General features: G+C 37.7%; 8 protein-coding genes and 2 pseudogenes. 7 read left to right on the top strand and 3 right to left on the bottom strand.

The annotated features are described in order from the left end of the window. Position 1 precedes the first annotated feature (1 nt). Entirely contained in the window at positions 2-1,738 is a 1,737-nt protein-coding gene (locus FHR28_RS17780) for an ABC transporter ATP-binding protein (protein ID WP_166783198.1), read from the top strand. A 1,158-nt stretch (positions 1,739-2,896) separates the two neighbouring features. Here FHR28_RS17780 and rluB read toward each other — a convergent pair. The 3 genes and pseudogenes from rluB to FHR28_RS17795 all read right to left on the bottom strand — a co-directional run. Then, positions 2,897-3,784 (bottom strand): annotated as a pseudogene (gene rluB / locus FHR28_RS17785) (23S rRNA pseudouridine(2605) synthase RluB); the annotation flags it as partial. 41 nt (positions 3,785-3,825) lie between these two features. Next, positions 3,826-4,416: an SMC-Scp complex subunit ScpB gene (scpB, locus tag FHR28_RS17790; RefSeq protein ID WP_004722881.1), complete on the bottom strand. Its 591-nt coding sequence runs from the start codon at positions 4,414-4,416 to the stop codon at positions 3,826-3,828. Next, positions 4,413-5,204: a segregation and condensation protein A gene (locus tag FHR28_RS17795; RefSeq protein ID WP_004819259.1), complete on the bottom strand. Its 792-nt coding sequence runs from the start codon at positions 5,202-5,204 to the stop codon at positions 4,413-4,415. The genes scpB and FHR28_RS17795 overlap by 4 nt, the downstream gene beginning before the upstream one ends. 1,076 nt (positions 5,205-6,280) lie before the next feature. Here FHR28_RS17795 and FHR28_RS17800 point away from each other — a divergent pair. From FHR28_RS17800 to FHR28_RS17825, 6 genes and pseudogenes are all read left to right on the top strand, one after another. Then, complete coding sequence (locus tag FHR28_RS17800; protein WP_166783199.1) at positions 6,281-7,258, top strand: DUF1852 domain-containing protein; 978 nt, start codon at positions 6,281-6,283, stop codon at positions 7,256-7,258. A gap of 28 nt (positions 7,259-7,286) precedes the next feature. Beyond that, the gene (locus FHR28_RS17805) at positions 7,287-8,315 is read left to right on the top strand and encodes a methionine synthase (RefSeq protein ID WP_004819267.1); all 1,029 of its coding nucleotides are present in this window, start codon (positions 7,287-7,289) and stop codon (positions 8,313-8,315) included. 195 nt (positions 8,316-8,510) lie between these two features. Next, on the top strand, positions 8,511-9,002 hold the full coding sequence (locus tag FHR28_RS17810; protein ID WP_004722874.1) for a flavin reductase: 492 nt from the start codon (positions 8,511-8,513) through the stop codon (positions 9,000-9,002). 637 nt (positions 9,003-9,639) lie between these two features. Beyond that, positions 9,640-10,195 (top strand): annotated as a pseudogene (locus FHR28_RS17815) (TetR/AcrR family transcriptional regulator). 162 nt (positions 10,196-10,357) lie between these two features. Next, a complete protein-coding gene (gene hsdR / locus FHR28_RS17820; protein WP_166783200.1) occupies positions 10,358-12,736 on the top strand; it encodes an EcoAI/FtnUII family type I restriction enzme subunit R in 2,379 nt (792 codons plus the stop codon). Positions 12,737-12,790: 54 nt separating this feature from the next. Beyond that, positions 12,791-14,266: a type I restriction-modification system subunit M gene (locus tag FHR28_RS17825; protein ID WP_166783201.1), complete on the top strand. Its 1,476-nt coding sequence runs from the start codon at positions 12,791-12,793 to the stop codon at positions 14,264-14,266. The last annotated feature ends 11 nt before the right edge of the window (positions 14,267-14,277 follow it).

Consider the following 14,277-nt stretch of genomic DNA (forward strand, 5'->3'; position numbering starts at 1 on the left):
GATGTCAGAACAACAAGCGACACCTCCTGTGCTACTCAGTGTTGAAAATCTGAGTGTGAGTTTTAAGGGTGAAAATAAGCAATTTATTGAAACCGTAAAAGGTATTTCATTTCAGATTCCTGCCAATACTACTGTGGCCTTGGTTGGGGAATCTGGCAGTGGCAAATCCGTAACTTCATTGGCAACTATGGGTTTATTACCCAAAGGTCAATCTCGTATTGCTGAAAACAGTAAAATTATTTTTGAAGGCAAAGATTTACTCAGTTTAAGCAGTAAACAAATGCGTGCAATGTGTGGTAAAGACATTGCCATGATTTTTCAGGAACCAATGTCGTCACTTAATCCTGTGTTTACAGTGGGTGATCAAATTGCTGAAATTATGCGTATTCATTTAAATATGGGGCGTAAACAAGCACGACAACGCACTTTAGAATTACTCACTGAAGTGGGGATTCCGTCCCCTGAAAGCAAGATTGATGCTTACCCCAGTCAACTGTCTGGCGGTCAACAGCAACGGGTCATGATTGCCATGGCAATTGCCTGTGAACCCAAATTACTGATTGCCGATGAACCGACCACTGCATTAGATGTCACCATCCAAAAACAAATATTAGATTTGTTGGAGACTTTACGTAAGCGCCGTCAAATGTCGATGTTGTTTATTACTCATGACTTGGCATTGGTGAGTGAAATTGCCGATGAAGTGATTGTGATGCGTCATGGTGAAATTCGTGAACAAGGTTTAGCAAAAGCTGTTTTAGAACAGCCACAAGATGCCTATACCAAAGCATTATTATTATGCCGTCCGCAACTTTCGTATCGTCCATATCGCTTACCGGTCATTAGTGATTTTATGCAAGCCCAAGATGCACCTGTGACTGATGTGGTGAGTTTGCCTGAGGTGGATTTTGCGGAGCGCAAACGAGGCCTTGTTGGCGGTGAAGAAATTATTTTAGAGGTGCGTGATTTAAAAAAATCATTTTTTAGTCGTAAAGGGCTATTTGGCAAAGATGAATTTCAGGCAGTCAAAGGGGCATCTTTTCAACTGGCGAAAGGGAAGACTTTAGGGCTCGTCGGGGAATCTGGCTCAGGTAAAACCACTATTGGTTTATTGTTGATGCGTTTGCAACAAGCTTCTGGCGGCCAAGCTTTATTTCAAGGTAAAGATATTTTGGCAATGTCTGAAAAAGAGTTTGCCCAGTATCAACGTAAGATTCAGATTATCTTTCAGAATCCCTATGCCTCACTTAATCCGCGTTTTACCGTAGGGCAGATTTTGATGGAGCCGATGCAAGTTCATAAAATTGGTGCAAATGATAATGAACGTAAAAAGATGGCTTTAGAATTACTGGAAAGAGTAAGCTTACCTGCGCAAGCCTTTGATCGTTATCCGCATGAGTTTTCTGGGGGGCAACGTCAACGTATTGCAATCGCACGCTGTTTAACTTTAAAACCTGAAATTTTAATCTGCGATGAATCAGTCTCGGCACTCGATGTATCGGTTCAAGCACAAGTCTTGAACTTGCTTCAAGATCTGCAAGATGAATTTGGCTTAAGTTATATTTTTATCTCACATGATTTGTCTGTGGTGAAATATATTTCGGATCAAATTATGGTGATGAACCACGGTGATATCGTTGAAATCGCCAATTCGGATGAGTTGTATCAGTCACCACAACATGACTATACCAAACGCTTACTGAGTTCAATTCCACAAGGAACCAGGCAGGTGATTTAGATTTTTGCTATGTGAGAGCTGCTGGATTCAGTTGCTGTCAGTCCGTTAAGGATTTCAAATCTTCCTCTTTGCGAAGTTGATACTTCTCACCTTTGAAAAAGGAGGGGGGTATTACTAAAGTTAATTAATTTAGTCTCAGGTTGCTCTCCCTCTTTTTCTAACAGGGAGAGCTACTGTTGTAGTAGCGCAAGGAGTATTTTATTGATATATAAAACGATTAAGCTGATGCGTTTTGTTTAGGATAAATATACTTGCGATAGATAGGCATAAGAATAGGCAATAATAAAAAATGAAATAGGCTGGTTGCACAACTGATTAGAATAAAAGTGATTATATCAGGTGGTGAGTAAATCAGTATTATTACGCCATAGACTGGAATAACAATCGGTAAGATTGAACAGACTGTATAGCTAAGAAATGGTCTGCGAATGGCTGTTTCTGAGCAAAGTAAATAGGCATAGCTCCACATCCATAGGCCATAAATTGAGCATAAAATGACAACCTGAAAAAGTGGATAACCATAATCCTGTGGTTTCTTTCTAAGAAAATTGATCAGATACTCTGAATAAAACAGCCCTTGATATGCTATCGATATAGACGCAAAAAACCAGATAAGAAATAAGGGAATGAGGATCAGGTATTTTTTATTCATCCTGTTATTACCATATTAAGATCATATTGCTTAAAGGATTTTGCACTGTTTTGTTTACAGCACAAGCTGAGGCATAGCCTACAGTAATATATTTAAACCTTAATGCATGATGTAGCGCATAGTTTAAACGAAAAAAAGCCACTATTTAAAAATAGTGGCTTTTGCTCTTTAAGTCTATTCAGAACTTAGAACTTTTTAAAACCTTTTGTCACAACAAACGGTTTTTTCTTTTCAGGTTGTTCACTACGTTCTTGGCGATCTGAACGATCTAGACGCTCGTTTGGATTATAACGGCCTTCTGAACGATTACGGTTTTGTTGATTGCCATAACGGTTTTCAGAACGGTTGCTATTAAAACTATTACCACGGTTGTCAGCACGCTCATTGTTGTAGCTGTTGCCACCAGAACGTGCTTTATTAAAGCGGTTTTCTGAGCGTTCATTGCGATTGTCAGTACGGTTTTCAGTGCGATTTTGACCATATTGGTTTGCACTTGGCTGAGCATCACGACGATCATTTTGATGGTTGTGAGCTTCTTCACCTTCGCTATCACGACGTTGTTGACGCAGGAATCCACCGCGACGCGCAGCCATAGGTTTGTCTTGCATACGTTCAGTACGACGTTTTGCCATACCAAATAAACCTGTGCCTTGACGTGGTTTCAGTTCAACAGCTTTGGTTAAATTATCGATATCAGTTTTATCAAGTTCCATCCAACGACCTGTACGAAGTTCACGAGGCAAAATCACAGTACCGTAACGAGTACGGAGCAAGCGACTTACTTTTAGACCTTGTGATTCAAAAATACGGCGAACCTCACGGTTACGACCTTCTTTTACAACGACTTGGTACCAGCGATTGATCCCTTCACCACCAATTTCAGAGAAAGATTCAAATTTTGCTGGACCATCATCTAAAACAACGCCATTTGTCATGTTGTTTTTGAGTTGAGGCGTTACTTCACCCATGACTCGAACTGCATATTCACGTTCGATTTCATTTGAGGGATGCATTAAACGATTGGCAAGTTCACCATCATTTGTAAAAAGTAATAAACCTGTTGAGTTGATATCTAGACGACCCACCATCACCCAACGGTCATTGGAAATCGGGGGTAAGTGATCAAACACAGTCGGGCGAGATTCTGGATCATTACGAGAACAGATTTCACCTTCAGGTTTGTAGTAAATCAATACACGACGACGAATTTCGTCTTCAATTTGGAACTGAACTTTACGACCATCGATGCGAAGCTCATCACCTGGTTCAATACGTTCGCCCACTTGAGCAACCTGCCCATTGACACTTACACGACCAGCGGCAATGACCTCTTCCATATAACGGCGAGAGCCCAAACCCACTCGTGCGAGTACCTTTTGCAATTTTTCACTCATGACAGCATAACCTTAGAAATAATCATCAACAGTGCACCTATTTAAGACTTGGCAGCTTGCGCATCCAAAATCATAAAAGCTTCCTTGGCATCCTGTAGGGGAGGCAATTGATCTAAAGACACTAGACCAAAAGCATTTAAAAATTGTGGCGTTGTCACTAACAACGCGGGTCTACCTGGGAGTTCTCGGTAACCAGATTCTTTAATCCAGTTCCAATCAAACAAAGTCCTGAGTATTTGACTATTATTTGTAACCCCTCGTATTTGCTCAATATCAGCACGGGTTACTGGCTGATGATAAGCGATCACTGCAACTGTTTCTAACAGTGACGGCGATAATCGAGTTGGTCGATCTGGCCAAACTTGCGCAATCACGTTGCGGTATTTTGCCCGCACTTGAAAACGATAACCTTGTGCTGTTTCGACAAGTTCGATTGAACGACCATGTTGTAACACAGACAATTGCTGTAAATACTGTTGCAACTGTTGTTTAGAATACTGATTTTGAAATGCTTCTTTTAAGCGAGCAAGCGATACAGGGGCATCACTTGCAAAGATAATCGCTTCAAGTTGCATCAGAACTTCGTGATGTAATTCATCAACATTAAAGGCATTATTTTGATCAATGGTCATGCCGTTGCTCCTTGAATTGCAAGCGGGGCCTCAACACCAGAAGAAATAATTTGGACTTTTTGCTGACGGGTCAGCTCCAAGATTGCCATAAATGTAACCACCATGCCCATTCGACCTTGGTTTGGCTTGAGTAATTCTTGGAAACTGAGAACTTCTCCAGATTCAATCATATATTCGATATAAGCAATGCGTTCTTCAAGTAATACAGGTTCTTGTTCAATCTTATGGGTTATGGGTTCAGGGCGGTTAAAAATGCAATACAATGCATCTTTTAGCATCTCAACGTCATAACCTTCATACACTTTTGGAATATGACCAATCGCAACATGGGTCGCAAAAGTATCTCGGTCTAAAACAGGCATCTGCCCTAAACGTTCAGCTGCTTTTTTAATCCGTAAATAGGTTTCTAAGCGATCGATTAATTCCTGTTTTGGATCTTTTTCAATATGAATAGTTTTTGGTTTTGGCAATAACAAGCGAGATTTTAAATCTGCCAATAATGCTGCCATCACCATATAGTCAGCGGTTAATTCGATATTTAACGATTTCATACCGTCCATATAAGACAAGTATTGTGTTGCAATCGGGGCAATATCTAACTGTAAAAGATCGAAACCATTTTTTTGAATCAGATAAATTAAAAAGTCGAGTGGTCCTTCGAAATGTTCAAGCAGAATTTCGAATGCAGCAGGAGGAATATATAAATCCTCTGGAATTTCTTCTTGCCATTCATCCAATACACGGATGTTGGAAATGGATTCCATAGGATGCTGAGTTGCTTGAGTCATTACAGTTTATTAGCCACGCGAATTTTCAAAGGCATGTTTTATTCGTGTTACCACTCAATAGGTACAATAGGAGAGGGTGGTGACGAATTACAAAAAGATATTTGGCTTATTTTAATGGAAAAGTTAAGAGGAATACATTGTTTAATTATAAAAACCATAAAAAAACCTGAAAATAAATAGGGAATATTTCGTTTTGTGATGATTAAACTTAACTAAGCTACTCATTTTTATTGTAAATTTTTATATATTTTTAAGAAAAAATTTATCCAAATTTTAATCGCATAATGTGAAGTGGATCAACTTTATATGTTGGGTGAGTTTGAATTGTTAGATTTTTTTACTTTCAATCTATTCTTTGCAAAATGATACTGACTCTATTATTGCATGCTTAAAATTATAATTTTGCCCAAAATATTACAATGTTATTTAGTTGATTTTGGATATAACTGGATGGTGTATAAACATCTCAGCGAAATCGTTTAAGACTATAAATATGAAAAAAATTAGTGATGAATGAGTAAATAATTTTGTTTTCAAATATATGCGGATTTTAAGTTATTAAAATCTTTGAATAGGTGACTTTTACCCAACAGCCTCACAATAGAAAAGTTAAATGATCAATCAAAATAATACTTTCGATCTTCATTTCTTCTTAATTCACTAAGCCAAGAAAAAAGTCAAATAGCAACCAACACAATACGGCGCAACACATTAGCAATCACATCAGTTTGTTTATATACGCTTTTAACAGCATTTTTGGTTACTCATCTATTGAGTTTTGATTAAACACCAAGCCTCACAATCCATTTATTCATGTTACTCATCCCTAAACATGAATTTGGTTCACTTTTTTGTGAAATTATATCATTTTTATTCATGTGCGGATTGCGGTATAAATTACACCAAGCGCTTCACGATAGACAAGATTATCGTTGATTCTGAATTGAGTGACCAGATACAAGTCAGAAAATACGGGAAATACTATTGGCTGGATAGATCCAAAAAGAAATTGGATGGTTCAGAAAGAGCATGAAAAAAATTCAGGTTTATTTCAGAAATTAGGGTATCAGATCATCATGAGTAAAGATTTTACATTTACGATTAAGAGCATTAGTTTCGACGAAAACTATCATCCCTCTAATAATACGCGTATCACAACCAACTTTGCCAATTTAGCAAGAGGTGAGAGTCGCCATGACAATCTGCGCAATACCCTAACGATGATTGATAATCGTTTTAATGCCTTAGCGCATTGGGATAATCCTGAAGCAGATCGTTATTCTGTTGAACTAGAAATTATTTCAGTTGATATTGATATCGAAGGCAACGGAGAGACGTTTCCTACGATTGAAATATTGAAAACCAATATTGTTGATCACAAAAGTAATCAACGTATCGAAGGTATTGTGGGCAACAATTTTTCTTCTTATGTGCGTGATTATGATTTTAGTGTATTGCTGTTAGAACATAATAAAAATAAAGATCAATTTAGCCTGCCAGAAAATTATGGTGAACTTCATGGGAAAATTTTCAACGCATTTGTAAATTCAAATGCGTATAAAGAAAACTTCAAAAAGTCACCTGTGATTTGTCTTAGTGTTTCAAGTAGCAAGGTGTATCACCGTACTGCAAATGTGCATCCAGTATTGGGTGTTGAATATCTACAAGATGAATACTCATTAACAGATGAATACTTCGGAAAAATGGGTTTGCAGGTTCGCTATTTTATGCCGCCTAATAGTGTTGCGCCTTTGGCATTTTACTTCCGTGGTGATTTGTTGAGTGATTACACTAACCTTGAGTTGATCGGGACTATCAGCACTATGGAAACCTTCCAGAAGATTTACCGACCTGAGATTTACAATGCAAATTCTGTGGCAGGTAAATCTTATCAACCAAGTTTAAAGCATCAGGATTATTCACTTACTCGTATTGTGTATGACCGAGAAGAGCGTGGCCAGTTGGCGATTAAGCAAGGAAAATTTACTGAAGAACAGTTCATCAAGCCATACAAACATATCCTTGAGCAGTGGTCTGCAAATTACGTTGCTTAATTTACCTAGATAGACAAGATTATTGATTATGAAAATATTATTACCGACTTCAACTGCTGGCAGCCTACCAAAACCTTCTTGGCTTGCTGAGCCTGAAAAACTTTGGTCACCTTGGAAATTACAAGATGAGCAATTAATTGAAGGTAAACAAGATGCTTTACGCTTGTCACTGCAAGAGCAACAACACGCTGGGATCGATATTGTCAGTGATGGTGAACAAACCCGCCAACACTTTGTCACCACGTTTATTGAACATCTCAATGGTGTTGATTTTGAGAAGCGTGAGACTGTACGCATCCGTAATCGCTATGATGCAAGCGTACCAACTGTTGTCGGTGCGGTGTCTCGTCAAAAGCCTGTTTTTGTTGATGATGCCAAGTTTTTACGTCAACAAACCAATCAGCCGATTAAATGGGCGTTGCCTGGTCCAATGACCATGATTGATACGCTGTATGATGCGCATTATAAAAGTCGTGAAAAACTTGCTTGGGAATTTGCCAAAATCCTTAATGAAGAAGCCAAAGAGTTAGAAGCTGCGGGTGTGGATATTATCCAATTTGATGAACCTGCATTTAATGTGTTTTTTGATGAAGTCAACGACTGGGGTGTTGCGACTTTAGAAAGAGCGCTTGAAGGGCTTAAATGTGAAACTGCTGTGCATATTTGCTATGGCTACGGCATCAAAGCCAATACAGATTGGAAAAAGACTTTAGGTTCAGAATGGCGTCAATATGAAGAAGCATTCCCTAAACTTCAACAATCTAAAATTGATATCGTTTCTTTAGAATGCCAAAACTCTCGTGTGCCAATGGATTTGATCGAATTGATCCGTGGTAAGAAAGTAATGGTTGGTGCTATTGATGTGGCAACCAATACCATTGAGACAGCAGAAGAAGTTGCCAACACATTACGAAAAGCACTTCAGTTTGTAGATGCAGATAAGCTTTATCCATCGACCAACTGTGGTATGGCTCCTTTATCTCGTGAAGTTGCAAGAGGCAAACTCAATGCTTTAAGTGCTGGCGCAGAAATCGTTCGTAAAGAACTTAGCCGCTAGTATTCAACGATATTGTGGTGTAAAAAGGGTGACCTGTTTGGGTGAATGGATATCCAAGACCCAACGGGAAACCCTGATCACAATTTAGAGAACATCAGTTCTACTGAGAAACTCATCCAGATGCAGTGCCTACATGACGGAATAGCAGGGTAATGCTAAATCTAAAAAAGTACGGTTCAATTTAGGAACAATGAAATGATTGAAGCAACAGACTTTAGAAATGCAATGTCTTTGTTGACCAGTGCAGTCAGTGTCATTACCACGACAGGTTTGTCTGGTCGTTACGGATTTACTGCGTCTGCCGTATGTAGTGTGACGGATTCACCTCCGACTTTATTGGTCTGTATGAATAAAGCGGCGAGTTCGCATGTGCATTTTGTTGAAAATAAAATTTTAACTGTAAATGTTTTAAGCGCACATCATCAGCATATTTCTAAAGCGTTTTCTTCTAAATTAAGCCCAGAAGAACGATTTAAACATGGCGTTTGGACGGAATTAGAAACTGGTGCACCGGTTTTAGATGATGCTTTGGTGAATTTTGATTGTGAGATTGAGCAAATTCAAGAAGTTGGAACACATACGATTTTTATTTGTCGTATCGTGGCTATTCAACAAAGTGAACATGATCAAAGCTTGGTTTATTTTAATCGTTCTTATCATCATGTTGGGCAGACTGAAGTTGCTTAAAGCCAGTTTGCTTTTGGCTTTGCATCTTATGCCAGAACTAAAAATAATAAGGCGTGTTGATCGGTTGAATTGATCAAATACGCTGGTTTAATACAATCATAATCAATTATTTAATTGATTGAAAAATAATAATAATTTTAATATTTTACACAAAATCCGACATTGACACCCGAAAAATCTCCGATTATTCTTTGCTGGCTGGCCTACATTGCCAGTCGGTTTTGACAGACCGTTACCTAAGTGCATTGAAAAAACTTGTTTTTTTAATGTAGACTCGTTCGTCCCTCTTTTTGTTGCGGTAGGACGGGAGGGGGACGCCTTCGGGCGTGCTGATTCTTAGGTTCAGTCTGTCAACCCTCTTTCGTTCTGCCACCATAATTTTTATACATTGGCAGAATTTTGAATTGTTCAGGAGTTGGCTATGTATTTTATTCGTACACCTTCAGATTAGTGTTTAGCACGGTTTAACAGCCTTTGGGCTTTTAGGCATTGGCTGGTTATACCTCAAAAAATATCAACAATAAAACTTGAGATACACTTTGGTTACCTTTTGAAGCCTTTGATGCTTCTTTGCTTATAACAAGATCGAGTGTGGTTTTTATCTCATTAAAACAAAAAATATTTATAGGGAAGATATATGTCAAATTTAGATATTTCATTTCGAGCTTTAAGGGTACTCGATACCTCTCGAAGACTCTTTAACTTATACGGATTTCATCATGTTGGGGTAAACCGTATTATTGAGTCTGCCAGAATTCCCAAAGCCACATTTTATAAATACTTCTATTCTAAAGAGCGTTTGATTGAAATGAGTTTAACCTTTCAAAAAGATGCACTGAAAGAAGAAGTATTTACGATGATTTATAAAAAAGAAAGATTTTACTGTTTTTGAAAAGCTTAAGCATATTTTCTTTTTACATGCCAATCTGGAAGGGTTTTATCATCTACCGTTTAAGGCTATTTTTGAAATTGAAAAGCGCTATCCCAATGCTTATCAAATCGTGGTTGAGTATCGACACTGGCTGATTGATGAAATTTATAAATTGCTTTTAACCAGCAATGTGAATGCCTCAAAACAAGATGCACATATGTTCTTGTTTGTGATTGATGGGGCAATGGTTCAGCTTCAGGGTGAAAACAGTGTGGATGATCGGGAGAGATTGGTGGGGTGTTTTTTGGATGGGTTGGGGTAGTGTTGATTGGGGCTTATCGATCTATCTCAGTTTATGATTGATAGGAATATTTTCTTAACTTATCAATGATTTTTTTATAGTAATTATTAAACTATTGATTAACTATCAAAACTGTTCAAAATTCATTATCCTAGTTCTAAAGATAAAATATATGGCTTTGGAATGGATAAGAAGAAATTATCTGAACGAGATATATGTAGTAAATTTATCAATCCCGCTTTAGAACAAGCGGGATGGACTGCACATCAAATCCGTGAAGAAGTAACTTTCACCAATGGTCAAATCATGGTGCGTGGAAAATTACACACTCGTGGTGAGCGTAAACGTGCCGATTATGTTCTTTATTATAAAAAAAATATCCCTCTAGCAATCATTGAAGCCAAAGATAATAATCATAGTATAGGAGCAGGTATGCAACAGGCTTTAGCCTATGCGGATTGTTTACAAGTTCCTTTTATCTTTTCGAGTAATGGTGATGGTTTTTTATTCCATGATCAAACTGGATTATTTGGGGAAGTTGAGCAAGAACTAGGATTAGATGAGTTTCCGTCTCCAGAGTATCTATGGAAACTATATGAGCAACATAAAGGCTTAACAACTCCAGAATCAAAACAGATTGTCGAATATCCTTACTATGATGATGGGTCTGGGCGTAGCCCACGTTATTATCAAGTAAATGCTATTAATAAAACCATAGAAGCTATTGCACGTAGACAAAATCGTATTTTGCTTGTCATGGCAACAGGTACAGGAAAAACCTATACAGCATTTCAAATCATCTGGCGGTTATGGAAAGCAGGGGCAAAAAAACGGATATTATTTTTAGCTGATCGAAATATTTTAGTAGATCAAACAAAGAATAAAGATTTCAAACCATTTGGTCAGCATATGACTAAAATATCGAACCGTATGATTGATAAAAGTTATGAAATCTATTTATCACTTTATCAGGCAGTAACTGGTTCTGAAGAAGAAAAGAATATATACAAACAGTTTAGTCCAGAATTCTTTGACTTAATTGTGATTGATGAATGTCATCGGGGAAGTGCAAAAGAAGATTCAGCTTGGCGTGAAATTTTAGAATATTTTAGTTCAGCGACTCATGTTGGTTTAACCGCTACTCCAAAAGAAACCAAGGATGCTTCCAATATTACCTACTTTGGTGATTCAGTTTATACCTATACATTAAAACAAGGGATTCAAGATGGTTTTCTTGCACCTTATAAAGTTGTGCGTATAGATATAGATAAAGACCTACAAGGATGGCGTCCTGAAAAAGGTAAAAAAGACGATCGTGGGAATGAGATCACAGATCGTATTTATAACCTTAAGGATATGGATAAAGGACTTGTTCTAAAAAAACGAACTGAACTTGTTGCAAGAAAAATCACTGAGTTTCTTATTAATACAGACCCTTATGCTAAGACAATTGTATTCTGTGATGATATTGATCATGCAGAACGTATGCGTCAGGCATTGGTTAATTTGAATCCTGAGCGAGTTAAAGAAAACCGTAAATTTGTCATGCGTATTACTGGCGATGATAAAGATGGTAAGGCTGAACTAGATAACTTTATTAATCCCGAAGAGCGTTATCCTGTCATAGCAACAACCTCTAAATTGATGACTACAGGGGTGGATTCAGAAACTTGTAAATTGATTGTGCTTGATCAGCATATTAAATCTATGACTGAGTTTAAACAGATGATTGGACGTGGTACTCGTATCAATGAAGAGTTTGGAAAAACTTGGTTTACGATTATGGATTTCAAGAAAGCGACAGAGCTTTTTAGTGATCCAGCTTTTGATGGTGAGCCTGTTGTCATTTATGAACCTAAACCTGATGAACCTGTAGTACCACCCGATGAGCCAGATATTGAAGATGAAAGTGATGATACAGATTATCCCGATGATGATTCAATAACAGGTGGTACTTCTGGTGGTAACGATACTGGTGGAGGTGATGGTGAACCACCGAGAAAATTCTATGTAAATGATGTTGCTGTTAATGTGATTGGAGAGCGGGTTCAGTTTTATGATAATGAGGGAAAACTGGTGACCGAATCTCTGAAAGATTATACACGTCAGCATATTTTAAAAGACTATGAATCTTTAGATGCATTTTTAAGAAAATGGAAAGGCGCTGATAAGAAGTCACTCATAATTGATGAGTTCAAAAAGCAAGGTGTAATTTTTGAAGCATTAGAGGATGAGGTGGGTAAAGATTTTGATCCTTTTGATATGATTTGCCACATTGCTTTTGATCAGCCAGCTTTGACTAAAAAAGAACGTGTGAATAATGTGCGCAAACGTAACTATTTCACCAAATATAATGATCAGGCTCGTCAAGTATTGGATGCATTACTTGATAAATATGCAGATCAGGGTATTGAGCCAATTGAAGATGTAAAGATTTTAAAAATTCCCCCGTTTAATCAAATGGGCTCAATCATTGAAATTATTCAGTCATTTGGTTCGGTTGAAGCATATACAAATGCTTTAAAAGAGTTAGGAGATCACTTATATGATGATGCATCTTAACTGCTTGATTGATACAATTGCCGCCAAATTTTTAAAATCTAATGTAGTTGTCATATGAGCATCTCAGGAACAATTAAATCCATTCAAGATACCATGCGTGAAGATGTGGGCGTTGATGGTGATGTGCAACGTCTTGGGCAGTTAGTTTGGATGTTGTTCCTTAAGGTTGTTGATGATCGAGAAACTGAACTTGCAGCTTTAGCTTCGTTGGAAGGTCAAACTTTTAAATCTCCGATTCCTGAAAAATTTCGTTGGCGTAATTGGGCTGCTAATGATGAGGGTATGACAGGCGATGAACTGAAAGATTTTATTGATAATCAATTGTTTCCTGCATTACAAAATTTAGCTGTTGAAAATGATGATCCACGCGCTCGTGTAGTACAAAATGTATTTGCTGATGCATATAACTATATGAAATCTGGCGGTTTGATTCGTAAAGTCATTAACCAGATTCAAAAGGGCTTTGATTTTAATAAATCTAAAGAACGTCATGCCTTCGGTGATATTTACGAACAGTTATTACGTGATTTGCAAGCAGCCAAGAACTCGGGTGAATTTTATACTCCACGTGCAGTCACAACTTTCATGGCGCAGATGATCGACCCTCAATTAGGTGAATCTGTGCTTGATCCTGCTTGCGGTACAGGTGGATTCCTGACTTCTGCAATTGAACATAAACGTGAAAATTATGTTCAAACTGCTGAAGATGAGAAGATATTACAAAATAGTATTTACGGAATTGAAAAGAAGCCTTTGCCGCATTTGCTATGTACAACCAATATGATTCTGCATGGTATTGATGTACCTGTACAAATCCGTAGAGACAACACTTTATCGTATCCTTTGATTTCATGGGGAACAGATAAACGTGTAGATGTAGTTCTGACTAATCCTCCATTTGGTGGTACTGAAGAACAAGGCATTGAGAAGAATTTTCCTTCAAAATTCCAGACTCGTGAAACTGCTGATTTATTTATGGTGTTGATCATTCAGCTTTTAAAAGCGCATGGTCGTGCAGCAGTGGTATTACCTGATGGCTTTATGTTTGGTGAGGGCATCAAAACAGCCATTAAAGAAAAATTAATGGAAGATTGTAATCTACATACCATTGTACGTTTACCTAAGTCTGTATTCGCACCTTATACATCGATTAGTACCAATATTTTATTCTTTACCAAAGGTAAGAAAACAGAAGAGATATGGTTCTATGAACATCAATTACCACAAGGTGTAAAAGCCTATAATAAAACTAAACCGCTTCAGCTTAAGGAGTTCGACTCTTTAAAAGCATGGTGGGGCAGCGAGCGTGATGGTTTTGCTAGTCGTGTAGCTAATGAACAGGCATGGAAAGTATCACTTCAAGATATTATTGATCGTGGTTATAACCTTGATATTAAAAATCCGCATCAAGTTGAAGAGGATGTAAAAGACCCTGAACAGCTTTTAGCTAAATATGAGAGCCTTGAGGCTGAGGTTGCTAAAATTCGTCAGCAATTAAAAATTATTTTAGATGAAGCTTTGGGTCAATAGTTCGGGATGAG

It is taken from the genome of Acinetobacter sp. BIGb0196 (assembly GCF_011759595.1).
GTDB lineage: Bacteria > Pseudomonadota > Gammaproteobacteria > Pseudomonadales > Moraxellaceae > Acinetobacter > Acinetobacter guillouiae.